The organism is Mesorhizobium sp. M0909, from assembly GCF_040319515.1.
Classification (GTDB): Bacteria; Pseudomonadota; Alphaproteobacteria; order Rhizobiales; family Rhizobiaceae; genus Mesorhizobium.
In genome coordinates this window covers 39,703-64,416 of record NZ_JAMYOA010000010.1, presented here as the reverse complement: position 1 = coordinate 64,416, position 24,714 = coordinate 39,703, and the positions used below count along the sequence as shown (strand labels likewise).

26 protein-coding genes are annotated in these 24,714 nt (G+C 62.0%); 20 read left to right on the top strand and 6 right to left on the bottom strand.

The genetic code is table 11. The features are described 5' to 3' along the window. Positions 1–5: 5 nt before the first annotated feature. Complete coding sequence (locus NKH83_RS17280) at positions 6–680, bottom strand: alpha/beta hydrolase (protein ID WP_023674683.1); 675 nt, start codon at positions 678–680, stop codon at positions 6–8. Positions 681–934: 254 nt separating this feature from the next. On the opposite strand from NKH83_RS17280, the gene NKH83_RS17275 reads away from it, so the two are divergent. The 8 genes from NKH83_RS17275 (at position 935) to sufA (ending at position 8,882) form a co-directional block, all read left to right on the top strand. Further along, positions 935–2,113: a cysteine desulfurase family protein gene (locus NKH83_RS17275; protein WP_352805980.1), complete on the top strand. Its 1,179-nt coding sequence runs from the start codon at positions 935–937 to the stop codon at positions 2,111–2,113. A gap of 187 nt (positions 2,114–2,300) precedes the next feature. Next, on the top strand, positions 2,301–3,818 hold the full coding sequence (gene sufB, locus NKH83_RS17270) for a Fe-S cluster assembly protein SufB (protein ID WP_352477341.1): 1,518 nt from the start codon (positions 2,301–2,303) through the stop codon (positions 3,816–3,818). A 295-nt stretch (positions 3,819–4,113) separates the two neighbouring features. Beyond that, positions 4,114–4,455 (top strand): GIY-YIG nuclease family protein, encoded by a 342-nt coding sequence (locus NKH83_RS17265; RefSeq protein ID WP_352477343.1) that lies wholly within the window; start codon positions 4,114–4,116, stop codon positions 4,453–4,455. A 102-nt stretch (positions 4,456–4,557) separates the two neighbouring features. Next, on the top strand, positions 4,558–5,313 hold the full coding sequence (sufC, locus tag NKH83_RS17260; RefSeq protein WP_254817628.1) for a Fe-S cluster assembly ATPase SufC: 756 nt from the start codon (positions 4,558–4,560) through the stop codon (positions 5,311–5,313). A gap of 43 nt (positions 5,314–5,356) precedes the next feature. Continuing rightward, a complete protein-coding gene (sufD, locus tag NKH83_RS17255) occupies positions 5,357–6,625 on the top strand; it encodes a Fe-S cluster assembly protein SufD (RefSeq protein WP_352477344.1) in 1,269 nt (422 codons plus the stop codon). Positions 6,626–6,749: 124 nt separating this feature from the next. Then, a complete protein-coding gene (locus NKH83_RS17250) occupies positions 6,750–7,991 on the top strand; it encodes a cysteine desulfurase (RefSeq protein ID WP_352477506.1) in 1,242 nt (413 codons plus the stop codon). A gap of 5 nt (positions 7,992–7,996) precedes the next feature. Further along, on the top strand, positions 7,997–8,392 hold the full coding sequence (locus NKH83_RS17245; RefSeq protein ID WP_352477345.1) for an SUF system Fe-S cluster assembly protein: 396 nt from the start codon (positions 7,997–7,999) through the stop codon (positions 8,390–8,392). A 109-nt stretch (positions 8,393–8,501) separates the two neighbouring features. Then, on the top strand, positions 8,502–8,882 hold the full coding sequence (sufA, locus tag NKH83_RS17240; protein WP_006206001.1) for a Fe-S cluster assembly scaffold SufA: 381 nt from the start codon (positions 8,502–8,504) through the stop codon (positions 8,880–8,882). Positions 8,883–8,917: 35 nt separating this feature from the next. On the opposite strand, the gene NKH83_RS17235 is transcribed toward sufA, so the two are convergent. Then, complete coding sequence (locus tag NKH83_RS17235; RefSeq protein ID WP_352477346.1) at positions 8,918–9,415, bottom strand: GFA family protein; 498 nt, start codon at positions 9,413–9,415, stop codon at positions 8,918–8,920. 90 nt (positions 9,416–9,505) lie between these two features. On the opposite strand from NKH83_RS17235, the gene NKH83_RS17230 reads away from it, so the two are divergent. Beyond that, on the top strand, positions 9,506–9,829 hold the full coding sequence (locus NKH83_RS17230; RefSeq protein ID WP_254817632.1) for a TfoX/Sxy family protein: 324 nt from the start codon (positions 9,506–9,508) through the stop codon (positions 9,827–9,829). Between the two features lie 34 nt (positions 9,830–9,863). Here NKH83_RS17230 and NKH83_RS17225 read toward each other — a convergent pair whose 3' ends face one another. Continuing rightward, entirely contained in the window at positions 9,864–10,796 is a 933-nt protein-coding gene (locus NKH83_RS17225; protein ID WP_352477347.1) for a PfkB family carbohydrate kinase, read from the bottom strand. Between the two features lie 277 nt (positions 10,797–11,073). Here NKH83_RS17225 and recA point away from each other — a divergent pair, with 277 nt between their 5' ends. The 3 genes from recA to NKH83_RS17210 all read left to right on the top strand — a co-directional run bounded on the left by recA (position 11,074) and on the right by NKH83_RS17210 (position 15,936). After that, positions 11,074–12,171: a recombinase RecA gene (gene recA, locus NKH83_RS17220; RefSeq protein ID WP_023674696.1), complete on the top strand. Its 1,098-nt coding sequence runs from the start codon at positions 11,074–11,076 to the stop codon at positions 12,169–12,171. A gap of 260 nt (positions 12,172–12,431) precedes the next feature. After that, positions 12,432–15,098, top strand: a complete 2,667-nt coding sequence (gene alaS, locus NKH83_RS17215; protein ID WP_352805974.1) for an alanine--tRNA ligase — start codon at positions 12,432–12,434, stop codon at positions 15,096–15,098. A 58-nt stretch (positions 15,099–15,156) separates the two neighbouring features. Next, positions 15,157–15,936, top strand: coding sequence for a PhzF family phenazine biosynthesis protein (locus tag NKH83_RS17210; RefSeq protein WP_352806189.1), 780 nt, complete (start codon positions 15,157–15,159; stop codon positions 15,934–15,936). A gap of 278 nt (positions 15,937–16,214) precedes the next feature. On the opposite strand, the gene NKH83_RS17205 is transcribed toward NKH83_RS17210, so the two are convergent. Further along, positions 16,215–16,841: a glutathione S-transferase family protein gene (locus NKH83_RS17205; RefSeq protein WP_352477350.1), complete on the bottom strand. Its 627-nt coding sequence runs from the start codon at positions 16,839–16,841 to the stop codon at positions 16,215–16,217. A gap of 9 nt (positions 16,842–16,850) precedes the next feature. Continuing rightward, on the bottom strand, positions 16,851–18,062 hold the full coding sequence (locus NKH83_RS17200) for an NADP-dependent isocitrate dehydrogenase (RefSeq protein WP_352477351.1): 1,212 nt from the start codon (positions 18,060–18,062) through the stop codon (positions 16,851–16,853). Positions 18,063–18,268: 206 nt separating this feature from the next. On the opposite strand from NKH83_RS17200, the gene NKH83_RS17195 reads away from it, so the two are divergent. The 4 genes from NKH83_RS17195 to NKH83_RS17180 all read left to right on the top strand — a co-directional run bounded on the left by NKH83_RS17195 (position 18,269) and on the right by NKH83_RS17180 (position 21,094). Next, on the top strand, positions 18,269–19,135 hold the full coding sequence (locus NKH83_RS17195) for an RNA methyltransferase (RefSeq protein WP_352477353.1): 867 nt from the start codon (positions 18,269–18,271) through the stop codon (positions 19,133–19,135). A gap of 45 nt (positions 19,136–19,180) precedes the next feature. Further along, positions 19,181–19,858, top strand: coding sequence for a DUF805 domain-containing protein (locus NKH83_RS17190; RefSeq protein ID WP_352805969.1), 678 nt, complete (start codon positions 19,181–19,183; stop codon positions 19,856–19,858). A 158-nt stretch (positions 19,859–20,016) separates the two neighbouring features. Further along, complete coding sequence (murI, locus tag NKH83_RS17185; protein ID WP_352477507.1) at positions 20,017–20,829, top strand: glutamate racemase; 813 nt, start codon at positions 20,017–20,019, stop codon at positions 20,827–20,829. Between the two features lie 76 nt (positions 20,830–20,905). Beyond that, a complete protein-coding gene (locus tag NKH83_RS17180) occupies positions 20,906–21,094 on the top strand; it encodes a DUF3008 family protein (RefSeq protein WP_023674705.1) in 189 nt (62 codons plus the stop codon). 90 nt (positions 21,095–21,184) lie between these two features. On the opposite strand, the gene NKH83_RS17175 is transcribed toward NKH83_RS17180, so the two are convergent. Beyond that, positions 21,185–21,397: a hypothetical protein gene (locus NKH83_RS17175; protein WP_352477355.1), complete on the bottom strand. Its 213-nt coding sequence runs from the start codon at positions 21,395–21,397 to the stop codon at positions 21,185–21,187. A gap of 381 nt (positions 21,398–21,778) precedes the next feature. Here NKH83_RS17175 and rpsD point away from each other — a divergent pair, with 381 nt between their 5' ends. The 4 genes from rpsD (at position 21,779) to NKH83_RS31655 (ending at position 24,708) form a co-directional block, all read left to right on the top strand. Then, positions 21,779–22,396, top strand: coding sequence for a 30S ribosomal protein S4 (gene rpsD / locus NKH83_RS17170; RefSeq protein WP_254817640.1), 618 nt, complete (start codon positions 21,779–21,781; stop codon positions 22,394–22,396). Positions 22,397–22,546: 150 nt separating this feature from the next. Beyond that, positions 22,547–23,434: a tRNA 2-thiocytidine(32) synthetase TtcA gene (gene ttcA, locus NKH83_RS17165; RefSeq protein ID WP_023674708.1), complete on the top strand. Its 888-nt coding sequence runs from the start codon at positions 22,547–22,549 to the stop codon at positions 23,432–23,434. Continuing rightward, the gene (locus tag NKH83_RS17160; protein ID WP_352477356.1) at positions 23,424–24,251 is read left to right on the top strand and encodes an inositol monophosphatase family protein; all 828 of its coding nucleotides are present in this window, start codon (positions 23,424–23,426) and stop codon (positions 24,249–24,251) included. The genes ttcA and NKH83_RS17160 overlap by 11 nt, the downstream gene beginning before the upstream one ends. Next, complete coding sequence (locus NKH83_RS31655; protein WP_502895581.1) at positions 24,136–24,708, top strand: UCP034077 family protein; 573 nt, start codon at positions 24,136–24,138, stop codon at positions 24,706–24,708. The genes NKH83_RS17160 and NKH83_RS31655 overlap by 116 nt, the downstream gene beginning before the upstream one ends. Positions 24,709–24,714: the final 6 nt, after the last annotated feature.

Below are 24,714 nucleotides of genomic sequence, written 5' to 3'. Positions count from 1 at the left end.
GCCGACTATCTCAGCCGCTTCGGCCGTGGGTCGGACAGTTCCCCCGCCAGCCGGCGGTCGAGGTAGTCCGCGCATTCCTCGATCAGAAGCTCCGCATGGTTGGCAAAGAAATGGTTGGCGCCGGGCAAGGTCTTCTGGGTGATGGTAATGCCTTTTTGCGTGTGCAGCTTGTCGACCAGGCCCTGCACGTCCTTGGGCGGCGCGACCTTGTCGGCGTCGCCGTGGATGATCAGGCCGGACGACGGGCATGGCGCCAGGAACGAGAAATCATAGGTATTGGGCTGGGGCGCGACCGAGATAAAGCCCTCGATCTCCGGCCGGCGCATGAGAAGTTGCATGCCGATCCACGAGCCGAACGAATAGCCGGCAACCCAGCAACTCTTCGAATCGGGATGCAGCGACTGCACCCAGTCGAGCGCCGCCGCGGCGTCGGACAACTCGCCGGTGCCGTGGTCGAACTCTCCCTGGCTGCGGCCGATGCCGCGGAAATTGAAGCGCAGCGTGGTGAAATTGCGCTTCTGGAACATGTAGAAGAGGTCGTAGACGATCTTGTTGTTCATCGTGCCGCCGAACTGGGGGTGCGGGTGCAGGACGATGGCAATCGGCGCGCTCTTTTCCTTCGAGGGCTGATAGCGACCCTCCAGACGGCCGGCCGGACCGGTGAAAATGACCTCAGGCATGAAATACTCCACTTGGCATAAATTGCGCGGCGCCCGGAACAACTTTTCCTCTGGCCCCAGTTTTCCCTAGGCCTTGACGCAGGGCGAGCGTCTTTCTAGAAGCTAGTTTAGAATTGTTCAAAACTGGGCGGCCAAAACTGTGGCTCGGCCACCCGCGCCGCAAGCCGCGTAAATAGGACGTCTTGCCTTGCAATTTCAAGGAAATAACGCGCTATCTTCGCGGAACGGCTTTTGAAGGGACCAGTTGGACGGAAATGGCCAGAGCACGCGCCTATCTCGACTACAATGCCAGCGCGCCGCTGCTTGCCGCCGCGCGCGCGGCGGTGGTCGCCGCGCTCGACGTCGCCGCCAACCCGTCCTCCGTCCATGCCGAGGGCCGCGCTGCGCGGCGGCTGATCGAGGATGCCAGGCGCAATGTGGCGCGACTGGTCAACGCCAGGGCCGAGCATGTCGTATTCACCTCCGGCGCGACGGAAGCGGCCTCGACGCTGCTGACGCCGGACTGGCAGATGGGGCGCGGTGCTGTCCGTATGAGCCGGCTCTATGTGTCCGAGGCCGATCATCCTTGCTTGCTGAACGGTGGGCATTTCCCAGCGGCGCAGGTGACACGGATCGGCGTCGACGCCGACGGCGTCGTCAGGCTCGACGTTTTGGCCGAGGCTCTCGCCCAGCATGACAAGGCCGAAGGCTTGCCGCTGGTGGCCATCCACGCTGCCAACAATGAAACCGGCGTGATCCAGCCGGTCGGCCGCATTGCCGAAATCGTCAAGGCGGCGGGTGGCATCCTGGTCGTCGATGCCGTGCAGGCAGCCGGCCGCATTCCGCTCGATATCTCGGCGGGTTACGGTGATTATCTGATTCTTTCCTCGCACAAGATCGGCGGCCCCAAGGGCGTCGGCGCCATGGTCGCGGCGTCGGATCTGATGATGCCAAAACCGCTGGTCAGCGGCGGTGGCCAGGAAAAAGGCCATCGCGGCGGCACCGAAAACCTTGCGGCGATTGCCGGGTTTGGCGCGGCCGCTAGCGAGGCGTCTGCCGGCTTGCAAACGATCGAAGCGGTGCGGCAGCGTCGCGACGAAATCGAGGCGATCGTTAAAACGCTTGTTCCGGACGCCGAAATCTTCGGGACCGGCGCTGCAAGGCTTGCCAATACCACATTCTTCGCTATTCCCGGCATCAAGGCCGAGACGGCGCAGATCGCCTTCGACCTCGCCGGTGTGGCGCTGTCGGCCGGATCGGCCTGTTCGTCGGGCAAAGTCGGGCCGAGTCACGTGCTGAAAGCCATGGATTACGGCGATGGCGTTGGCGCGTTGCGCGTGTCCATCGGCCACGCGACCAGCACCGAGGATATCGAGCTGTTTCGCGCGGCGCTGGCGACGATCGTTGCACGGCAAGCCGGTAGGGAAAAGGCGAACAGGGAAAAGGCCGCCTGAGCGCGGCGAAGGAATATTTGGGCCTTGTGGCCTGGTAGAGCCGTGCGTTCGAATTTGGCCGGGTGAATTTCCGGCATGAACGCACTATATGAAACTTACGCCGCCGCGGGTGCCCAAGGGTGCTCGTTCGCGGTGCCATAGTTTGAAAACTGTCGGGCCTTGACCCCGGCGTGGATGGAGAACGCTGATGCCTGCTGTGCAGGAGACGATCGATCGAGTTCGAAAGATCGATGTCGACCAGTATAAATATGGATTCCAGACCGAAATCGCGATGGACAAGGCCCCCAAGGGCCTGAGTGAAGACATTATCCGCTTCATTTCGGCGAAGAAGGGCGAGCCGTCCTGGATGCTGGAATGGCGCCTGGAAGCCTATCGCCGCTGGCTGACGCTGGACGAGCCGAAATGGGCGCGCGTCCACTATCCCAAAATCGATTTCCAGGACATCTATTATTACGCGGCGCCCAAGAGCACGCCCGGCCCGACTTCGCTCAGCGAGGTTGATCCCGAACTGCTGAAGGTCTACGAGAAGCTCGGCATTCCGCTCAGGGAACAGGAAATCCTCGCCGGCGTGCAGAAGACCGATGCGTCGGAGCTCGAGGAAGGCAGCGACAACGTTTACAAGTCCGGCCGCGTCGCCGTCGATGCGGTGTTCGATTCCGTCTCGGTCGTGACCACTTTCAAGAAGGAACTGGCGCAGGCCGGCGTCATCTTCTGCTCGATCTCGGAAGCGATCCGCGAGCATCCGGAGCTGGTGAAGAAATATCTCGGCTCGGTGGTGCCGACCACCGACAATTTTTACGCCACGCTGAATTCAGCCGTGTTCACCGACGGTTCGTTCGTCTTCGTGCCCAAGGGCGTGCGCTGCCCGATGGAATTGTCGACCTATTTCCGCATGAACGAGAAGAACACCGGTCAGTTCGAGCGCACGCTGATCATCGCCGAGGAGGGGGCTTACGTCTCCTATCTCGAAGGCTGCACGGCGCCGCAGCGTGACGAGAACCAGCTTCACGCCGCGGTGGTCGAACTGATCGCGCTCGACGATGCCGAGATCAAATATTCGACGGTGCAGAACTGGTATCCCGGCGACGCCGAAGGCAAGGGCGGCATCTATAATTTCGTCACCAAGCGCGGCGACTGCCGCGGCCATCGGTCGAAGATTTCGTGGACGCAGGTCGAGACCGGTTCGGCCATCACCTGGAAATATCCGAGCTGCATCCTGCGCGGCGACGATTCCAGCGGCGAGTTCTATTCGATCGCGGTGTCGAACGGCTACCAGCAGGTCGACAGCGGCACCAAGATGATCCATCTCGGCAAGAACACGTCGAGCCGCATCATCTCCAAGGGCATTGCCGCCGGCTTCTCGCAGAATACCTATCGCGGCCAGGTCTCGGCGCACCGCAAGGCGACCAACGCCCGCAACTTCACCAACTGTGACTCGCTCTTGATCGGCGACCAGTGCGGCGCGCACACCGTGCCCTACATGGAAGCCAAGAATTCGACCGCACAGTTCGAGCATGAGGCGACGACGTCGAAGATTTCCGAGGATCAGAAATTCTACGTCATGCAGCGTGGCATTCCGGAAGAAGAGGCGATCGCGCTGATCGTCAACGGTTTCGTCAAGGACGTCATCCAGCAGCTGCCGATGGAATTCGCCGTCGAGGCGCAGAAACTGATCGGCATCAGCCTCGAGGGGAGCGTGGGGTGATGAGCTCTGGCTTTGCGTTGTCATCTCTGAGCTTGGCACTGTCATCCTCGGGCCTTGCGCCGTCACCCTCGGATTTGGCGCCGTCGTCACTGAGTTTTGCGCCGTCATCCTCGGGCTTGTCCCGAGGATCCGCTGTCCAACAGAGGTGTGGCGCGATCCGTATTGAGAGGCCGGTAGATCCTCGGGACAAGCCCGAGGATGACGGAGCGAAACTCAGTAACGTCGGCGCGAAGTTCAAAGATGACCGCACAAATTTTAAGGATGGCGGTGCCTTGCGTAGGTCGTCAGCAGGAAAATGACCGGCTTTGTTTACATGATGTCCGATAAGCCGCGTGGAGTTATCTACACTGGCGTAACCAGTGATTTGCATGCGCGAGTGTGGGAACACCGTAATGCTGTGCACCGGGGTTTTACCTCGAAATACAAGGCAAAGAATCTGGTTTGGTTTGAGCGGCACCCGAACATCGTTCTCGCGATTCAGCGCGAAAAGTCTTTGAAGCGCTATCTCCGCGAATGGAAGACGAATCTGATTGAAGGTCTAAACCCGACTTGGCTGGATTTGTATGAGAGCATTGATGAGATTGAGAATGTCTATCAGCCTCATCCGAGCACGATGATGTGGAGTAACTACAATTAAAAGACCGGTGGATGTTTGAGTACTGCGGCCGGGCGCCGAAGCCTTGGAGCAGTTGTTAAATCGAGTTTAGCCGGGCAGACGGCTACGGATAGGACGAATGGAATGCTTGAAATCAGAAACCTCCATGCCCGTATCGTCGATGACGGCACCGAGATCATCCGCGGCCTGAATCTTTCGGTGAAGGCCGGTGAGGTCGCCGCCATCATGGGGCCGAACGGCTCGGGAAAATCGACGCTGTCCTATATCCTTGCCGGGCGCGAGGATTATGAGGTCACCGAGGGCGACATCCTCTACAACGGCCAGTCGATCCTCGACATGGATCCGGCCGAGCGCGCTACCGCCGGCATCTTTCTCGCCTTCCAGTACCCGATGGAGATACCGGGCGTGGCGACGATGGAATTCCTGAAAGTGGCGATGAACGAGCAGCGCAAGGCGCGCGGCGAGGAACCGCTGAAGATCCCGGAATTTCTGAAGCGCGTGAAGGAAGCTGCCGCCTCGCTCAACATGGACATGGCGATGCTGAAGCGGCCGCTCAATGTCGGCTTTTCCGGCGGCGAGAAGAAGCGCGCCGAGATCTTGCAGATGAAGCTTCTCGAGCCGAAGCTTTGCGTCCTCGACGAGACCGATTCCGGCCTCGATATCGACGCGCTGAAGATCGTCGCGGACGGCGTCAACACGCTGCGCTCGCCGGACCGCGCCATCGTCGTCATCACCCACTACCAGCGCCTGCTCCAATACATCGTGCCGGATACGGTGCATGTGCTCTACAGGGGCCAGGTGATCAAGTCGGGCGACAAGTCGCTTGCGCTCGATCTCGAGGCCAATGGTTATGCCGGCGTGATCGGGCAAGCCGCGTGAGATGCCAGCAGGCCCGGAAGGCAAGCCAAACAAGGCGATACTGATGAATATGCACACGACACCCCAGCGGACACCGGCCGAAACGGCGCTGATCGACGCCTTTGGCGAGCGGCTGTCGCTGCTGCCCGGCGACGGCGCGGTGATGCTGAAGCGCGACGACGCCATCGAAGCGATCAAGAGCGGCCTGCCGACGCGGCGCGTCGAATCCTGGCACTATACGGACCTGCGCCGGCTGCTGATTTCGGTGCCGGACTTCGATCCGGCAGCGGTTGCGAAAGCCATTGCGCCGATCGTCGAGGGCTCCAGCGTTTTGCCGGTGCTGAACGGCGTTTCGAGTATGAAACTGCCCGATATCGAAGGCGTTGCCGTGCAGCGCCTGTCGGACAAGCTGACCGACGGCAGCGCAGCATCTGGGCTTGATTCTTATGGCAGCGACGACGCCATCGGCGCGCTCAATACCGCCTTTGTCGCCGACGGCTATTTCGTCGACATCGCCGAAGATGCTCAACTGGATAAGCCGGTCGAATTGCAGAATTTGCAGGCCGGCGGACAGTCGCATGTGCGGCTGACCGTCCGCGTCGGCGCCGGCGCCAAGGCTATCGTCGTCGAGCGCCAGACGGGCGAGGGGGCAGCACTGGTCAGCTCGGTCAGCCAGCTTGTGCTTGGCGAGAGAGCCGAAGTGACATGGCTGGTCGTGCAGGAGCAGCCGGATACGGCGACGCATCTCGCCCAGTTCAAGGCGCATCTCGGCAAGAATTCGAAACTGACGCTGTTTGTGATGAATGCCGGCGGCAAGCTGGTCCGCCAGGAGGTCGTTGTGAAGACGACCGGCGAGGGCGCCGACTTCACGCTGCGCGGCATCAATCTGCTCGCCGGCGACACCCATACCGACGTCACCATGGTGCTCGACCATGCCGTGCCGCACACCGCCTCGACCGAAGTCATCCGCAACGTGGTAACCGGCAGAGCGCGCGGCGTCTTCCAAGGCCGCATCAATGTCCACCAATATGCGCAGAAGACCAACGCCAAGATGGCCTGCAACACGCTGCTTCTGTCGGATGACGGCGAGTTCTCGACCAAACCGGAGCTTGAAATCTTCGCCGACGACGTCGTCTGCGGCCATGGCGCGACCGTCACCGAGATCGACCACGGCCATCTGTTCTATCTGATGGCGCGCGGCATAGACGAGAAGACCGCGCGCGGCCTGCTGGTCAAAGCCTTCGTCGCCGAAGTGATCGAGGAACTGGACGACGAGGCCATCGTCGAGGCGCTGGAAGCACGGCTCGACAACTGGTTCGTGGCGCACGGGTGAGTGGCTTAAGATTCCGGCGTCATCCTCGGGCTTGTCCCGAGGATCTGCCGCGTGGGACCAGGAACTGGCAAAATCCGAGGGCTAGTAGATCCTCGGAACAAGCCCAAGGATGACGGTCGAGACGATGGACCAGAAAGTCGAAAACATTCCTTACGACGTCGAGGCGATCCGCCGCGACTTCCCGATCCTGTCGCGGCAAGTCTACGGCAAACCGCTGGTCTATCTCGACAATGGCGCCTCGGCGCAGAAGCCGCAGGCCGTGCTCGACGCTATCCAGCACGCCTATTCCCAGGAATATGCCAACGTCCACCGCGGCCTGCATTTCCTGTCCAATGCCGCGACCGACGCCTATGAGAAGGCGCGCGAGACGGTGCGCCGTTTCCTCAACGCACCGAGCACCGACAACATCGTCTTCACCTCGAACACCACGGCGGCGATCAACACGGTCGCCTACGGTTTCGGCATGCCCAATATCGGCGAAGGCGACGAGATCGTGCTCTCGATCATGGAGCACCATTCCAACATCGTGCCGTGGCATTTCATCCGCGAACGGCAGGGCGCGAAACTGGTCTGGGTGCCGGTCGACGATCTCGGTGTCTTCCACATCGAGGAATTCGAGAAGCGGCTGACCGACCGCACAAAACTGGTTGCCATCACCCATATGTCGAACGCGCTGGGCACGGTGACGCCGATCAAGGAGATCGTGCGCATTGCCCATGCCCGCGGCATTCCGGTGCTGGTCGACGGCAGCCAGAGCGCCGTGCACATGCCGATCGACGTGCAGGACCTCGACTGTGATTTCTTCGTCCTCACCGGCCACAAGCTTTATGGCCCGTCGGGCATCGGCGTGCTCTACGGCAAGAAGGATATTCTGGAGCGCATGCGCCCGTTCATGGGCGGCGGCGAGATGATCGAGGAGGTGACGCAAGACATCGTCACCTACAACGACCCGCCGCACCGTTTCGAGGCCGGTACGCCGCCGATCGTGCAGGCGATCGGGCTTGGTGCTGCGCTGGAGTACATGGAAAAGATCGGCCGTGAGCGCATCGCAGCGCACGAGGCCGATTTGAAGGACTATGCGCATCAGCGACTGCGCGCCATCAACTCGCTGCGCATCTTCGGCGATGCGCCTGGCAAGGGCGCCATCATCTCGTTCGAGCTGCAGGGCATCCACGCTCATGACGTGTCGATGGTTATCGATCGGCAGGGCGTGGCGGTCCGCGCCGGCACGCATTGCGCCCAGCCGCTGTTGAAACGCTTCGGCGTAACATCCACATGCAGGGCATCGTTCGGCATGTATAATACCAGGGCCGAAGTCGACGCTTTGGCCGATGCGCTGGAGAAGGCGCGAAAGTTCTTCGGGTGACGATTATGGATGATGCCAGCCACACCGCCGAGAGCACAGTTCCGGATTCCACCACCAACGCGGCGGTTTCCGGGTCAACGATTCCTGCCGACGAACTGGCGCGGCTGACCGACGATATCGTCTCGGCGCTGAAGACGGTCTACGACCCGGAAATCCCGGCCGACATCTATGAGCTCGGCCTCGTCTACAAGATCGACATCGAGGACGACCGCTCGGTCAAGATCGACATGACGTTGACTGCACCCGGCTGCCCGGTGGCCGGCGAAATGCCGGGTTGGGTGGAAAATGCCGTCGGCGCCGTCGAAGGCGTTTCCGGTGTCGAGGTCAACATGACCTTCGACCCGCCCTGGTCGCCTGACCGCATGTCGGAAGAGGCACAGGTGGCGGTTGGCTGGTACTAGCATCCGACCAGACAGAGACTGGCGCACTTGCGCCGGGTACAAAACTTCACCATTTTAGGTGAGGAATCATTCGGCAGGCCTTGAACCTGCAAGAATGGAGAAGGAAAACATGGGACGCTTTGCCGTCATCACGATGACCGAAAAGGCCGCCGACCGGGTGCGCGAGATCGTCGCCACGCGTGAAAACGCGCATGGCATTCGCCTTGGCATCAAGAAGGGCGGCTGTGCCGGCATGGAATATACGGTCGACCTGGTGACCGAACCCAACACCAAGGACGATCACATCGAGCGCGACGGCGCCCATGTCTATGTCGCGCCCGAAGCAGCACTTTTCCTTTTCGGCACCGAGATGGATTTCGAGCAGACGACGCTGCGCACCGGCTTCACCTTCCGCAACCCAAACCAGAGTTCGGCCTGTGGCTGCGGCGAATCGGTCGAACTGAAGCCGGCCGATTTGAAGGCCTTGGCTGAAGCGCGCGCTTCGGCCTGATTTTTCCTTCTCCCCCGTTCACGGGGAGAAAGGACCTAATCCACCCACATTCCTGTTCGTTTGTGCCAGTCGGCAATCGATTCTTCCGGGTAGACGTCGAAGACCTTGTCCCCTTTGCCGATCTCCGGCTCGACCCAGTTCGCCTTGTATTTCAGCATGAGATGCACCTTCTCCGGCGGCTTTGGCAGGTCTGTGTCGATCGCCGAGGCGAAGGGGTGCACCAGCTCCGGCCAGGTCGGGTCGTAGAGCCAGAGCGCCGTCCCGCATTTCGTGCAGAAGTTCCGCTCGCCCGTCGAGGTTTCGCGGTGCGGGTGCTCGTCGTCCTCGATCTCGGCGCGGTAGACGCCGAGATGGCGCTTGCCCCGGATTTTCAACGTCTTGTAATCGGCGCCGAGATTGATGGCGAAACCGCCACCGCCCTGCTGCTTGCGGCAGATCGAGCAGTAGCACAGCATGAACGGCACCGGCGTGTGGCTTTCCACCTCGAAACGCACGGCATTGCACCGGCAGGACCCTTTGAGCAGAAGCGGCATGAGAAACTCCGACGAAACTGGTTCCGAACTTGTCAGGATGGTGCCGGTTGCGGCGATGACAAGGGGAAATCCGGATGACATGATCGCCGCATGGACAATGAGCGCATCGAAGAGCTTTTCGAAGGCCTTGGCCCGGTTAGCATCCGCAAGATGTTCGGCGGCAAGGGCATCTATTTCGACGGCGTGATCGTCGCCGTCGTCATCCGTGACGAATTGATGCTGAAGGCCGACGCGGAAAGCGCGCCTGAATTCGAAGCGGCCGGCTGCCGGCAATGGACCTATACCGGCTCACGGCACGGCAAGCTGGTGTCTATGCCGTATTGGAGCGTTCCCGACAGTGCCTTCGATGATCCGGATGAGATGGCGATCTGGGCACGCCGCGCCTACGAGGCAGGACGGCGCGCCGGAAAATAGGCTGCGTTATGCTTCGGCAATTCCGCGCCGCACTTCATGCCAGGTCCCGCGCCTCGGGCACGAGCGCCAGCGCCTCGACAAAGCTGGCACTGGTGAAGGCGGCGCTCTCGATGGCGAGCGCCGCGGCGGCGACGCCTTCACGCAACGCTTCGCGCAGCGTCAGGCCGCGCAGCAGGGTGGCGACCGTGGCGCCGGCCAGAGCGTCGCCGGCGCCGGTGGCATCGGTCCGCTTTTGCAGTGGCGGAGGCAGGACCGAAAAGGCGCCGGTTTGGTCGAAACCGAGCACCGGTCCGTCGCCGGCGGTCACCACGCCGCTCTTCAGGCCGGCGCGTCTCAGCCCGTCGACGACGCCTTGATCGTCAGCATCGATGTCAACGCCGGCGATCACGCCGGCCTCGTGCCGGTTCATGAAGGCCAACGCTAGAAGTCCGAGCACCGGCGTCAGCCGCGCCGCTCTGCTGGGCGAGACGGCAAGCGCAAACACCGGCTTGCCGGCGGCGAGTGCCGCCAGCCGCTCCAACGCGGAAGACGGCAGGTTGGCGTCGCACAGCACCGCGTTGGCCGAACCGATCGCTTCGCGCACCTTGGCGCGGCGGATTTGCTTGGGAAGCGCCAGCTCGTAGAGCACCATGTCGGCAAGGCCGGCGATCAGCCCGCCATCGCTATCGATCAGCATCGTATGGCTTGGCGTTGCCCGGTCGAGGAACACCGCCGACAGGTCGGCAATGCCGGCCTCGGTGACGGCGTGTAAAACCGTGTCGGCAAGGGCATCGCCGCCGCGCACCGAAAGCAGCGAGGCCGAGGCGCCGCGTCGCACCGCAAAGCGCAAGGCGTTGAAGACGGCGCCGCCAACATGCTCGCGCATCGTGCCGGGGTTCAAGGCGGCTGGCACGAAGGCGCCGGCAACCCGGCCGCGCCGCTCGATATAGGCGCCGCCCACGGCCAGGATCGTCGGGGAGTTCATCATGCCGGCAAAATGCCCTTTGCTGTTGCCCGGGAGGAGACTAGGTCGCTGGGCGGAACCCTGCAATCGCGGGTGCGATTCGGTTGGTGACGGCAGCGGCGCCGCATGCGAGGCGGGAGGCATTGGGAAGCAAATTTACGAAACAAAAATAGAACAAATATGGATATCCGTTATTTTTCAAATCCTTGCCGCTCATTGACAAATGAGAACAAACGAGGTACATTCTTTTAAGGATTGCGGGATTGTCCGGCCTCCATTGACGACCACGGGGTGATGTATCATGGCTCAGAATTCTTTGCGGCTTGTAGAGGACAAAGCGGTGGACAAATCAAAGGCTCTGGATGCGGCGCTGTCGCAAATCGAGCGTGCCTTCGGCAAAGGCTCGATCATGCGGCTCGGCGCAAACGAGCAGGTCGTCGAGATCGAAACAGTGCCGACCGGCTCGCTTGGGCTGGACATCGCGCTTGGCGTCGGTGGCCTGCCGCGCGGCCGCATCGTCGAGATCTACGGGCCGGAAAGCTCGGGCAAGACGACGCTGGCGCTGCACACGGTGGCCGAAGCCCAGAAGAAGGGCGGCATCTGCGCCTTCGTCGATGCCGAGCACGCGCTCGACCCGGTCTATGCCCGCAAGCTCGGCGTCGATCTCGAAAACCTGTTGATCTCGCAGCCCGATACCGGCGAGCAGGCGCTGGAGATCTGCGACACGCTGGTGCGCTCCGGCGCCATCGACGTGCTGGTGGTCGATTCGGTGGCGGCGCTGACGCCGCGGGCGGAAATCGAAGGCGAGATGGGCGATTCGCTGCCCGGCCTGCAGGCGCGCCTGATGAGCCAGGCACTGCGCAAGCTCACCGCCTCGATCTCGCGCTCCAACACCATGGTCATCTTCATCAACCAGATCCGCATGAAGATCGGCGTCATGTTCGGGTCGCCCGAGACGACGACCGGCGGCAATGCGCTGAAATTCTATGCTTCGGTTCGCCTCGACATCCGCCGCATCGGCTCGGTCAAGGATCGCGACGAGGTCGTCGGCAACCAGACCCGCGTCAAGGTGGTCAAGAACAAGCTGGCGCCGCCCTTCAAGGTGGTCGAGTTCGACATCATGTATGGTGAGGGCGTCTCCAAGACCGGCGAGCTGGTCGATCTCGGCGTCAAGGCCGGCGTGGTCGAAAAGTCGGGCGCCTGGTTCTCCTACAATTCGCAGCGTCTTGGCCAGGGCCGCGAAAACGCAAAGCTGTTCCTGCGCGATAATCCCGACACGGCGCGCGAGATCGAGCTGGCGCTGCGACAGAATGCCGGGCTGATCGCCGAGAAATTCCTTGAAAACGGCGGCTCCGAAAGCAGCGACGACGGTTTCGAGGACGACGCCGGGGTGATGTAGGGCAGGCGACGCCTCGCCGAGCCTCAGCCGGGTTTCGATTTGATGTTTTGATTTTGAGTTTGCGTAATCGATGCGTTTCGAACCGCCGGCCCCGTGCCGGCGGTTTGCGTTTGACGGCGGGGCAGAAGCCATTTCAAAGCGCTGGTGAAAGCGGGGATTTGAGCCCATTTGGTGTTTCTGGACAGGCTGCGGTGCGACCGCTAAAAGGCCATGTCTATTTTCCGCCGGCAGCCGGCGGTTCTCTCGAAAAGGCAGTATTCATGAGTGGCGTCAACGAGATCCGGTCGGCATTTCTCGACTATTTTCGCAAGGAAGGTCACGAGGTCGTCGCATCAAGCCCGCTGGTGCCGCGCAACGACCCGACGCTGATGTTCACCAATGCTGGCATGGTGCAGTTCAAGAACGTTTTCACCGGTCTGGAGAAGCGGCCCTATTCGCGCGCCACGACTGCCCAGAAGAGTGTTCGCGCCGGCGGCAAGCACAACGACCTCGACAATGTCGGCTACACCGCGCGCCACCTGACTTTCTTCGAGATGCTCGGCAATTTCTCCTTCGGCGACTATTTCAAGGAGCGCGCCATAGAGCTTGCCTGGAACCTGATCACCAGGGAGTTCGGGCTGAAGAAGGACAAGCTGCTGGTCACCGTCTACCACACCGACGACGAGGCGGCCTCGTACTGGAAGAAGATCGCCGGCCTTTCGGACGATCGCATCATCCGCATCGCGACTTCGGACAACTTCTGGGCAATGGGTGACACCGGGCCTTGCGGGCCGTGTTCGGAGATATTCATCGACCGTGGCGAGCATATCTGGGGCGGCCCCCCCGGCAGCCCCGAGGAGGATGGCGACCGTTTCCTCGAATTCTGGAACCTGGTGTTCATGCAGTATGAACAGGTGACGAAGGAACAGCGCGTCGACCTGCCGCGTCCGTCGATCGACACGGGCATGGGCCTCGAGCGCATGGCCTCCATCCTGCAAGGGGTTGAAAGCGTCTTCGAAACCGACCTGTTCCGCCACCTGATCGACGCTGCATCGTCGGCGCTCGGCAAAGGTCCGGATGCGGACATCGTCGCATCGTTCCGGGTCATCGCCGACCATTTGCGTTCGTCCTGCTTCCTGGTCGCCGACGGCGTGCTGCCGTCCAACGAAGGACGCGGCTACGTGCTTCGTCGCATCATGCGCCGCGCCATGCGCCACGCGCAGTTGCTCGGCGCCCGCGATCCGCTGATGTGGCGCCTGGTGCCGGCGCTGGTCCGCGAGATGGGGCAAGCCTACCCGGAACTGGTGCGCGGCGAACAGATGATCACCGAGACGCTGAAGCTTGAGGAAACTCGTTTCCGCAAGACGCTGGTGCGCGGCTTGGGCTTGCTTTCGGAGGCGACGGAAAAGCTGGCCTCCGGCGACATGCTGGATGGCGAGACAGCGTTCAAGCTCTACGACACCTATGGCTTTCCGCTCGACCTGACGCAGGACGCGCTGCGCCGGCGCAACATCTCGGTCAACCTTGCCGGCTTCACCGAGGCAATGGAGCGGCAGAAGGCGGAGGCACGCAAGAGCTGGGCTGGTTCCGGTGAGGCTGCAACCGAGACGGTATGGTTCGCGGTGCGTGAGGAGACCGGCGCCACCGAATTCCTGGGTTATGAGACCGAGCAGGCCGAAGGCCTTATCCAGGCGCTGGTCAAGGACGGCAAGACCGTCGACAGTGCCGGCAAAGGCGACGCCGTTGCCGTGGTTGTCAACCAGACGCCGTTCTATGGCGAGTCCGGTGGCCAGATGGGCGATACCGGCGTCATTTCGGGCGACGGGTTCTCGATCGAGATATCCGATACCCAGAAGAAGGCCGATGGGCTTTTCGTCCATCTCGGCAAGGTGGCCAATGGCACTGTCAAGACGGGCGCGACCGTCGAGCTGAAGGTGGACCACGCGCGGCGCTCCAGGCTGCGCGCGAACCATTCCGCCACACATCTGATCCATGAGGCGCTGCGCGAGGTGCTGGGTACCCATGTGGCGCAGAAGGGCTCGCTGGTCGCGCCCGAGCGTCTGCGCTTCGACATTTCGCACAACAAGCCAATCTCGCCGGACGAGCTCGAAGAGGTCGAGCGCATGGCAAACGAGATCGTCGTTCAGAACGGCCCGGTGATCACGCGACTGATGTCTGTCGACGACGCCATCGCCGAGGGCGCCATGGCGCTGTTTGGCGAGAAGTATGGCGATGAAGTGCGCGTCGTTTCGATGGGCACGGGCTTGCATGGCGCCAAGGCCAACCGGCCTTATTCGGTCGAGCTATGCGGCGGCACGCATGTCAGGGCGACCGGCGATATCGGCCTGGTGCGCATCGTGTCCGACAGCGCGGTCGCTGCCGGCGTGCGCCGCATCGAGGCGTTGACCGGCGAGGCCGCCAGAAAGCATCTCGACGAACAGGACAAGCGGCTGAAGGCGGCCGCCGCCGCGCTGAGGATTTCGGCGGCCGATGTGCCGGCCCGTGTCGAGGCGCTGCTCGACGAGCGCAAGAAGCTCGAAAAGGAGCTGACAGAAGCGCGCAAGAAGCTGGCGCTGGGCGATCGCTCGCCAGCTGGTGTGCCTGCGGAAAACGAAACCATTGCCGGTGTCGGTTTTCTCGGCAAGGCGGTATCGGGCGTCTCGCCAAAGGATCTGAAACCGCTGGCCGACGCCGGCAAGAAGTCCCTCGGCTCCGGCGTTGTCGTCTTTGTCGGCGCCGGCGAGGACAACAAGGCGAGCGTCGTCGTCGCCGTTACTGATGATCTGACCGGCCGCTTCAGCGCCATCGATCTGGTGCGCGTCGCGTCCGCGGCATTGGGCGGGCAGGGCGGCGGGGGGCGACCCGATATGGCCCAGGCCGGCGGCCCGGACGCGTCGAAGGCCGAAGACGCGATCGCTGCGGTGAAGGCGGCACTGGAAGCTGCGTGAATCTGCACCAGTAAGGACAGGCCGAAGTGGCAGCGGGGATGATGTGGCAACGTTGACTATGTATCAAGTCGACGCTTTTGCCGAACGGGCTTTCCAGGGCAACCCTGCTGCCGTTCTCATTTTGGAGGACTGGCTATCGGACGACGTGATGCAGGCCATCGCAAACGAGAACAATCTTGCTGAAACCGCGTTTGCGCGGCCGAGTGGCGAGGGTTGGGATTTGCGCTGGTTCACGCCGGTTCATGAAGTCGACTTCTGTGGCCATGCTACACTTGCGGCCGCCCATGTGCTGACTACGGAATACAATGGTCAGGGCGAAATGGCCTTCGCCACCCGGGTGGGCGCGCTGCGGGTTTCCCGGCGGGAAGGCGCCTATCAGCTCGATCTGCCGTGTTTTCCGCCGCAGCCCGTCGAGGACGAGCTGAACTCGGCGCTGCAAGCGATATTGCCTCAGCGGCCGGCTGCGAGCTTCCGCAATTTCGAGAACCTGTTTGTCGAGCTTGCCGACGAGACAACCGTGCGATCTTTCGTTCCCGATCTGCTCAGGATCGGACGTTTTCATCCTCTCGGCCTGGTCATTACCGCGCCTGGGCGAGCCCATGATTTCGTCTCGCGTTATTTCGTACCCGGAGCTGGCATTCCCGAGGACCCGGTGACTGGCTCCATTCATGCGACATTGGTGCCGTACTGGGCTGAAAAGCTCGGCAAGACGCATGTGTCGGCATTCCAATGCTCGCAGCGCGGCGGGCATTTGCTATGCGAACTGGCCGGAGATCGCGTGCTGATCACAGGCCGTGCGAAGACCTTCATGAAGGCGGAGATTTACCTTCCCGATTGAGCGATATTTCGCAGTGGGTCGCCTTCGGCGAAGCTGCCGATCTCCCCCCTTGCGGGGGAGATGCCCGGCAGGGCAGAGGGGGGTGCTGTCCCTCCGACTGCCAGCCCAATCGGAGCCACGTTCTCAGGCCGTTCCCAATTGGAAAGGATCAGTCGAAGGTTAGAGATCCTTCACACCCCCCTCTGTCCTGCCGGACATCTCCCCCGCAAGGGGGGAGATTGGATGTCACTTCGGCTTTCGCTAATCACCAGAAGGCCTATTGCCGAATGCTTGTCTCCTCACTCTGCCTTTTCGGTCTTCGCAAAACTCTCGCGCCCGGCGATGCGGGCATACCAATTTTGAATGTGCGCAAACTCCGCCAGCAGGGCATGCCCCTCGGCGGCCTTGACGAAATAGCTGATGATTGGCGCAGCGTGCAGATCGGCCAGCGTCAGGTCCGTCCCCAACAGCCAAGGCCCTTCGGCTTTCAGCGACGACAGCGCCTGCAATGCCGTTCTCGCCTGCCGCAACCCGTTGGCGATCACGGCTTCGTCGGGTGGCGTTTTCTCCAGCCGCTCGACCGCGACATCCCAGACCATGGCCCTGTAAGCGTAGGCGTCGAGCAGGCCGGTGATCTGGTTCATGCGTGATCGAGGCCGGGCTTCGACCGGCTGCAGCGCCGGGCCGTCAAAGGCTTCGTCGACATAACGGGCAATCGCGCCGGTCTCGTAGAGGCGAAAGCCGTCATGTTCGAAGGCCGGGATGCGGCCGAACGGCTGGTGCTCGAAGTACCAGCCGGGAATGCCGTCCGCGGCAAAGACGTCGACGGGCACCAGCTCGTAGCCGACGCCCTTTTCCTCGAGCACCAGCCGCACGATGCGCACATAGACGCTGTAGTCCGCGCCGTAGACGACGGGCTTGCCCATGTCGCGGGCTCAGGCCATCGCCTTCTGCAAATTCTCGTCGATCTTGTCGAGGAAGCCGGTGGTCGAAAGCCATGGCTGGTCGGGACCGATCAGCAGCGACAGATCCTTTGTCATGAAGCCGGACTCGACCGTCTGGATGCAGACCCTTTCCAGGGTCTCGGCAAAGCGCTTCAGTTCGGCATTGTCGTCGAGCTTGGCACGATGCGCGAGGCCGCGCGTCCAGGCGAAGATCGAGGCGATCGAATTGGTCGAGGTCTCCTCGCCCTTCTGGTGCTGGCGATAGTGGCGGGTAACGGTGCCGTGCGCGGCTTCCGCCTCGACGGTCTTGCCGTCCGGCGTCATCAGCACCGAGGTCATCAGGCCGAGCGAGCCGAAGCCTTGCGCCACCGTGTCGGACTGAACGTCGCCGTCATAGTTCTTGCAGGCCCAGACATAGCCGCCCGACCATTTCAGGCTGGAGGCCACCATGTCGTCGATCAGCCGGTGCTCGTACCAGAGCTTCTTCGCCTTGAATTCGGCTTCGAACTCAGCCTCGTAGACCTCCTGGAAGATGTCCTTGAAGCGGCCGTCATAAGCCTTGAGGATTGTGTTCTTGGTCGAGAGGTAGACGGGGTAATTACGCAGCAGGCCATAGTTCAGCGAGGCGCGGGCGAATTCGCGGATAGATTCGTCGAGATTGTACATGGCCATGGCGACGCCGGCGCTGGGTGCGTCGAACACATCGTGCTCGATCACCTGGCCGTCCTCGCCGACGAATTTGATCGTCAGCTTGCCCTTGCCGGGAAAGCGGAAGTCGGTGGCGCGGTACTGGTCGCCGAAGGCGTGGCGGCCGACGATGATCGGCTTGGTCCAGCCGGGCACCAGCCGCGGCACGTTCTTCATGATGATCGGCTCGCGGAAGATGGTGCCGCCGAGGATGTTGCGGATGGTGCCGTTCGGCGACTTCCACATCTTCTTCAGCTTGAATTCCTCGACGCGCTGCTCGTCGGGTGTGATCGTCGCGCATTTCACGCCGACGCCGTATTTCTTGATGGCGTTGGCCGAATCGATGGTCACCTGGTCGTTGGTGGCGTCGCGGTGCTCTATGCCGAGGTCGTAATATTCGAGCTTGAGGTCGAGATAAGGGTGGATCAGCTTGTCCTTGATGAACTGCCAGATGATGCGGGTCATCTCGTCGCCGTCGAGTTCGACGACCGGGTTCGCCACCTTGATCTTCGCCATGGAAAGAATGCCTCGCTTTTGGGGAACGGAACGGCCTTGCCCGCACGGCTGCCGGCCCTGGGATGCGGCCCGTATATCAAAGGCTTTTTGGCCGCGCAAACGGCGAACCGCGCCGTAGTGCCGGCATTCTTTGCCAAAGCTTCATTTTCGCCGCCAAATGTGGCAGGGGACTGCGAAATGCCGCAAACAGCAGTTCACTGACAACCATGGCCGCTACCCAGGATCCCGACACCCCTCTTGCCTCCGGAACGCCTGCGTCCGGACCGGCGATCATCCTGGTCGAGCCGCAGCTCGGCGAGAATATCGGCATGGTTGCGCGCGCCATGGCCAATTTCGGCCTTGCCGAGCTGCGGCTCGTCAATCCGCGCGACGGCTGGCCGAGCGACAAGGCGCGTGCCGCCGCAAGCCGCGCCGACCACGTCATCGATGCCGTCACGGTGTTCGACGACCTGGCCTCGGCGGTCGGCGATTTGAACTTCGTCTTCGCCACCACGGCGCGCGCGCGCGACAATTTCAAGCCCGTGCGCGGTCCGGTCGAGGCGGGCAGGGCGCTGCGGGCGCGGCAGCGGGCCGGCCAGCGCACCGGCATCCTGTTCGGCCGCGAGCGCTTCGGCCTCTATAATGACGAGGTCGGCCTTGCCGACGAGATCGTCACCTTCCCCGTGGATCCAGCCTTCTCCTCGCTCAACATCGCCCAGGCCGCCCTGCTGATGTCCTATGAATGGATGAAGTCCGGCCTGGAACACGAGACCATGACCAACTTTTCCGGCCCTGAAATGCCGCCGGCTGCCAAGGAAGAATTGCACGGCCTGTTTGCGTATCTGGAAGGTGCACTGGAGGCGCGCGGCTATTTCCGCCCGGCAGCGAAGAAGCCGAAGATGGTCGACAATTTGCGCGCTGTTCTGACCCGCCCCGGCTTTGCCGAGCCGGAGCTCAAGGTGCTGCGCGGAATAATATCATCGCTGGACAGGTTCTCGCCGGCCATGCCGCGCGGCGACGGATCGCCCGGCGACGATCCAAGGCGGCTCCCGGCGGCCGCGGCACGCGCTGCGAGGGCGAAAGACAAAGACTAGGCGCGCAAATGCAGCTGTCTTACCAGTAACCGAATTTTATTTGGTTTGATCCATGGTTTTCGAAACGATGGATCTCGGATGTTTAGCTCAAATATCGGTCGTCTTCGCTTTTTCTTCTATTCCGTGGCTCTGCTGGTTGCGGAAATCGCGACCTTTGTGCTGTGTGTCGTGCTGACCATCGGCATCGAGGGCTTGGCCAATTCGAAACCAGGTCCTTCCAGGGAAGGGCTGGCCGCGGCCGTTCTCGTCGCCTCGCTGGTGATCGTTCTGTTCCGCGCGAATTTCGCCTGGCGTCGAAGCCGCGACGCGCAAGGGTCCGGTTGGATCCTTTGGTCGTATATCGTGTTCTCGACCCTGTTCGCGATCCTGCAGGCCGGCACTGTTCTTGTCGTAAAATTCGACGGCGAAGATTCGCATTCCGGTCTTAACCTGCTGGGATTAGCTCTTGTCGGGCTGTGGGCCGTCATCTTGGCGGCCAGGCCGGCGGGCGGTGGCTCTTCGGATATGGCATCATCCCTGAGTTTCGACGATTTCGACCCGCCCGGGCCGCTGCGCCGCACCGCGGCGCCCCATTCAGCGTCAGCCGCGGGCGTGACGGCCCTGGCTCCAGCCTACGCCATGCGCGCCGCGCCGGTGCCGTCGAACCATGCTGCATCTCAACCTGCATCTCCGGCAACCGGCCGGCCGCGGGCCGGCGGCTTCGGCAAGCGGGGCCTTGTGTGACCTGTCTCGCCGCATCAAGGCCATGATGGTTCCACATAGAAGCGGCCGGGACAAAGCATCATTGGCCGAAGCAAAATGCATAGGCCGGCCTTCTCTCGTGATCTCGTTTGTAATTCCCCAGCCCTTAGTGATTCCCAGCCCTTAGTGACTCAATGACCATGACCGATCCGTCGAGCGCCCGTCCGATCCTGATGTTCGATTCCGGCATTGGCGGCCTCACCGTGCTGCGTGAGGCGCGCGTCCTGATGCCTGACCGCCGCTTCATCTATGTCGCCGACGACGCGGCGTTCCCCTTCGGCGCCTGGGAGGAAACGGCGCTGAGAACACATATTCTGGAGTTGTTCGCCAGGCTGCTCGAACGGTTTTCGCCGGCCATTTCGGTCATCGCCTGCAACACCGCCTCGACACTGGTCATCGATGCGTTGCGCGAGCGGTTTCCCGGCCACCCTTTCGTCGGCACCGTGCCGGCCATCAAGCCGGCGGCGGAACGCACGCGCTCAGGCCTCGTTTCGGTGCTGGCGACGCCCGGCACCGTCAAGCGCCAGTACACGCGCGACCTGATCAGCAAATGGGCGCAGAAATGCCACGTCCGCCTGGTCGGCAGCGACAGGCTGGCTGGATTGGCCGAAGCCTATATGCGCGATGGTTTTGTCGACGAGGACGCCGTGCGCGCCGAGATCGCGCCGTGCTTCGTTGAGCATGACGGGCTGCGCACCGACATCGTCGTGCTTGCCTGCACCCATTATCCTTTTTTGGCCAACCGCATGCGCAAGACAGCACCTTGGCCGGTCGACTGGCTCGACCCGGCCGAGGCGATCGCACGCCGCGCGCTGTCGCTGCTTGCCGATACCGAGGCCGCTTATCGCAGAGAGGCACTGCCGGAAGGGGCCGACCTTGCGTTCTTCACCTCGAACAGCGCCGATTTTCCGACGCGCCGGCTGATGCAGGGATTTGGCCTGGCGATATCCTGACCGCAAGCAATTTTCGCTTTGGGAACATCACACCAGACAATGCGTTTTCCTCTCATCGGAAACGGGAGAAACCATCATGCCAGCCACCTCAAAAGCCCAGCAGAAAGCGGCCGGCGCGGCATTGTCAGCCAAGCGCGGCGAGACCAAGAAGGGCGCGCTCAAAGGTGCGTCGAAGGGAATGTATAAATCCATGAGCGAAAAACAGCTCGAGGAGTTCGCCGAGACCAAGCGCAAAGGCCTGCCGGAAAAGAAGTCGAAACACTGATCGACTGACCATTCTGGCGGCGGATGCCGGTCAATAAAAGGCCCGCGGCTGAGCCGCAGGCCATGACGTCTCAACGGGCGAGGGCGAAAATTACCAGTTCCAGCCCCACCCGCAGCGCCGCACTTTGTAGCGGATGACCTTGCGGTGACCGTGGCGCCACACCACCTTCTTCTTGACCACGATGCGGCAGACCTGGTGATGCCTGTGCCCATGCCAATGCCGGGCCTGCGCTGGCTCGGGCACAACCGCCATCGTGCCGGCCATCACCGCGGCTCCCACCAACGTAAGGAAGAACTTCTTCATGCGAATTCCTGCTCCTCTGACTTCAGTCCCTTCCTGATGCCGCTGGCGCAACCTCCCGCCACATCCGGCACGTTCTACAACCGTAACACTATCCGGTTCGGCGACTCGCGCCAGCCAGAAGCTTGACAGCGGTTAAATCTCCGTTTAACCAGCCCATCAACACCGGGCCGCAATGCCCGGTGGTTTTCTTTATGTGTGCAAGACGTTTGGGGAAGCCGGTTTTACTTTCCCTATGTCTTGTTTGAAATGACGTGTCCCGTGGGTTTTCCGTCGCGTTGCGTCGAAAACCCTGTCAGGTCTCGAAAACGGAGGCCAGAGGAGGGCGCGTTTCCTTCACCCGGACCATAAGGTTCCGGGTGCGTTGTTTTGAAAGGGAATGCGATGAGCAAGCGCGAATCCGCGAAGTACAAGATCGACCGCCGTCTTGGCGAAAACATCTGGGGCCGCCCGAAGTCCCCAGTCAACAAGCGTGAATACGGCCCCGGCCAGCATGGCCAGCGCCGCAAGGGCAAGCTTTCCGATTTCGGCCTGCAGCTGCGCGCCAAGCAGAAGCTGAAGGGCCACTATGGCGACGTTTCGGAGAAGCAGTTCCGCAAGGTCTATGAAGAGGCGGACCGCCGCAAGGGCGACACCTCGGAGAACCTGATCGGCCTGCTCGAATCGCGCCTCGACGCCGTCGTCTACCGCTCCAAATTCGTGCCGACCATCTTTGCGGCGCGCCAGTTCGTCAATCACGGCCACGTCAACGTCAATGGCAAGCGCGTCAACATCGGCTCGTACCGTTGCAAGCCGGGCGATGTCATCGAAGTGCGCGAGAAGTCGAAGCAGCTGGTCATCGTGCTGGAATCGGTGGGCCTGGCCGAGCGCGACGTGCCCGATTACATCGAGGCCGACCACAACAAGATGACCGCGACTTTCACGCGCATCCCCGGCTTGGCGGATGTTCCGTTTGCCGTGCAGATGGAACCGAATCTGGTCGTCGAATTCTATTCGCGCTGATCGGCGTTCGCCACGACACAACCGAAGGCCGCCCCTCCAGGCGGCCTTTTCTTTCTTCGTCCTTTTCAGGGACGTGAGTCGGAAATCGATTTCGATTTTCGATCCGATGCGCTACTGCGGGCGGCAACAGGACTTTAGGGCCGACGCGCCGTGAACATGCAGCCAGACGCCAAAACGCTTGACCCGATCGCCGACGCCGAAGGCGGCTTTCATCCGCTGTTTGCCGATGTGCCGTCCTCCGTCGAGTTCAACAAGCTGCGCAAGCGGCTGTTGCGGCTTGCCCGCCAGGCGATCGACGATTTCGCCATGGTGAGACCCGGCGACCGTTGGCTGATCGCTCTGTCGGGCGGCAAGGATTCCTACGGCTTGCTTGCCGTGCTGCTTGATCTCAAATGGCGCGGGCTGCTGCCGGTCGAGCTGTTGGCCTGCAATCTCGACCAGGGCCAGCCGAACTTTCCCAAGCACATATTGCCCGATTATCTCGACAGCTATGCCATTCCGCATCGCATCGAATATCAGGACACCTATTCGGTGGTCACCGACAAGCTGGCCGAGGGCAGCACTTATTGCTCGCTGTGCTCGCGGCTGCGGCGCGGCCATCTCTATCGCATTGCCCGCGAGGAGGGCTGCTCGGCGCTGGTGCTCGGCCACCACCGCGAGGACATACTGGAAACCTTCTTCATGAACCTGTTCCATGGCGGGCGCCTGGCCGCCATGCCGCCGAAGCTGCTCAATGACGAAGGCGATGTCATGGTGCTGCGGCCGCTCGCCTATTGTGCGGAAGCCGATCTCGAGAAATTCGCCGGCGCCATGAAATTCCCGATCATTCCGTGCGATCTGTGCGGTAGCCAGGAAGGTCTGCAGCGCAACGCCATGAAGGCGATGCTCGACGACATCGAGAAGCGCATGCCCGGCCGCAAGGACACGATGATCCGCGCCATGACCAATGTGCGGCGTTCGCATCTGCTCGACAGGAAACTGTTCGATTTCGCCGCCCTCAACGAAACCCTCACCACCAGGCGTCCCGATGACATTTGACGATAGCGCAGTCGACTGGCTTGCCGCCCTTCTGTCGGAAGCCGCCGTCGCCGAGATCATGCCGCGCTTTCGCCGGTTGAGCGAGAGCGACGTCCGTCGCAAGACCTCGGCCGCCGATCTCGTCACCGAGGCCGACGTCAATGCCGAACGGCTCATCACCACCATGCTGCGCCAGCGTTATCCCCACGCAATGATCGTCGGCGAGGAGGCCTGCTCCGACGACCCGACGCTGCTCGACGGTCTCGGCGATGCCGAACTCGCCTTCGTTATCGACCCGGTCGACGGCACTTTCAACTTCGCCTCCGGCGTGCCGCTGTTCGGCGTCATGCTTGGCGTCGTGGTCAAGGGCGAGACGGTCGCCGGCATCATTCACGATCCCGTCGGCAAGGATTGGCTGATCGGCGTTAGTGGCGCCGGCAGCCATATCCGCCATGCCCATGGCAATCTGGAAAAGGTCCATGTCGCCAAACCGGCGCCGATGTCGGAAATGACCGGTGCGGTCTCATGGCACTATGTGCCGGAGCCGGACCGCTCACGTTTGGCGCGCAACCAGACCAAGTCGCTATCGCAGTTCAATTATCGCTGCGCCGCCCACGAATACCGCCTGCTGGCCAGCGGCCACGGCCATTTCGTCGTCTACAACAAGCTGATGCCTTGGGACCACTTGGCCGGCGTGCTGATCCATGCGGAGGCCGGCGGCCATGCCGCGCGCTTCGACGGCAGCGCCTATCTGCCGTCGCATGTCGGGGGTGGCCTGCTGGTCGCGCCGGACCGTGAGAGCTGGCGGGAGCTGCGCCGCGAGCTCTGGGCGGAATAGCTCTTCGCTGCCAAAGGTGTCCAATCTTGTGCGAAACCGGAGATCTCGAATGAAACCTCGGTCCGCAATTGTTGCAACGGCCTTTGCCCTTGCCTTGGTTGCCGGTGTCAATGAAGCAAGAGCTGGGGAACGCGCATGTCGCAGTCCCGACTCCGTCGACACCATAGACGAGATGTTCTCCGCGATCTTCGCCTGTTGGAAGCCGCCGCCCGGAACCGCGGGCATGACCCTGACGCTGCAGTTCTCAATTCGCCGAAACGGCACGCTTATTGGCAAGCCGCGCGCCACTTTCTCCCATCTAGGGGACGATGGTCCGCTCAACCGGGCCTTCGTGGCTTCCGTCCTCGAGGCGCTCGACAAGGCTCTTCCACTGCCCGTTTCCGACAGCATGGGTGGAGCAATCGCAGGACGTACGCTGTTCCCTCGCTTCACCGCGGTCAATGAGGGTGCATCCTAGGCGCAC

Coding starts and splice junctions, on each gene's coding strand:
- NKH83_RS17210 (WP_352806189.1), top strand. CDS start 15,157: ATGTATCAAGTCGACGCTTTTGCCGAACGGGCTTTCCAGGGCAACCCT.
- murI (WP_352477507.1), top strand. CDS start 20,017: ATGACCGATCCGTCGAGCGCCCGTCCGATCCTGATGTTCGATTCCGGC.
- NKH83_RS17245 (WP_352477345.1), top strand. CDS start 7,997: ATGGATGATGCCAGCCACACCGCCGAGAGCACAGTTCCGGATTCCACC.
- NKH83_RS17160 (WP_352477356.1), top strand. CDS start 23,424: ATGACATTTGACGATAGCGCAGTCGACTGGCTTGCCGCCCTTCTGTCG.
- NKH83_RS17200 (WP_352477351.1), bottom strand. CDS start 18,062: ATGGCGAAGATCAAGGTGGCGAACCCGGTCGTCGAACTCGACGGCGAC.
- sufC (WP_254817628.1), top strand. CDS start 4,558: ATGCTTGAAATCAGAAACCTCCATGCCCGTATCGTCGATGACGGCACC.
- NKH83_RS17265 (WP_352477343.1), top strand. CDS start 4,114: ATGACCGGCTTTGTTTACATGATGTCCGATAAGCCGCGTGGAGTTATC.
- sufB (WP_352477341.1), top strand. CDS start 2,301: ATGCCTGCTGTGCAGGAGACGATCGATCGAGTTCGAAAGATCGATGTC.
- sufA (WP_006206001.1), top strand. CDS start 8,502: ATGGGACGCTTTGCCGTCATCACGATGACCGAAAAGGCCGCCGACCGG.
- recA (WP_023674696.1), top strand. CDS start 11,074: ATGGCTCAGAATTCTTTGCGGCTTGTAGAGGACAAAGCGGTGGACAAA.
- NKH83_RS17235 (WP_352477346.1), bottom strand. CDS start 9,415: ATGCCGCTTCTGCTCAAAGGGTCCTGCCGGTGCAATGCCGTGCGTTTC.
- NKH83_RS17275 (WP_352805980.1), top strand. CDS start 935: ATGGCCAGAGCACGCGCCTATCTCGACTACAATGCCAGCGCGCCGCTG.
- alaS (WP_352805974.1), top strand. CDS start 12,432: ATGAGTGGCGTCAACGAGATCCGGTCGGCATTTCTCGACTATTTTCGC.
- NKH83_RS17195 (WP_352477353.1), top strand. CDS start 18,269: ATGGCCGCTACCCAGGATCCCGACACCCCTCTTGCCTCCGGAACGCCT.
- NKH83_RS17280 (WP_023674683.1), bottom strand. CDS start 680: ATGCCTGAGGTCATTTTCACCGGTCCGGCCGGCCGTCTGGAGGGTCGC.
- NKH83_RS31655 (WP_502895581.1), top strand. CDS start 24,136: ATGCCGCGCGCTTCGACGGCAGCGCCTATCTGCCGTCGCATGTCGGGG.
- rpsD (WP_254817640.1), top strand. CDS start 21,779: ATGAGCAAGCGCGAATCCGCGAAGTACAAGATCGACCGCCGTCTTGGC.
- sufD (WP_352477344.1), top strand. CDS start 5,357: ATGAATATGCACACGACACCCCAGCGGACACCGGCCGAAACGGCGCTG.
- NKH83_RS17180 (WP_023674705.1), top strand. CDS start 20,906: ATGCCAGCCACCTCAAAAGCCCAGCAGAAAGCGGCCGGCGCGGCATTG.
- NKH83_RS17250 (WP_352477506.1), top strand. CDS start 6,750: ATGGACCAGAAAGTCGAAAACATTCCTTACGACGTCGAGGCGATCCGC.
- NKH83_RS17205 (WP_352477350.1), bottom strand. CDS start 16,841: ATGGGCAAGCCCGTCGTCTACGGCGCGGACTACAGCGTCTATGTGCGC.
- NKH83_RS17175 (WP_352477355.1), bottom strand. CDS start 21,397: ATGAAGAAGTTCTTCCTTACGTTGGTGGGAGCCGCGGTGATGGCCGGC.
- NKH83_RS17225 (WP_352477347.1), bottom strand. CDS start 10,796: ATGATGAACTCCCCGACGATCCTGGCCGTGGGCGGCGCCTATATCGAG.
- NKH83_RS17230 (WP_254817632.1), top strand. CDS start 9,506: ATGGACAATGAGCGCATCGAAGAGCTTTTCGAAGGCCTTGGCCCGGTT.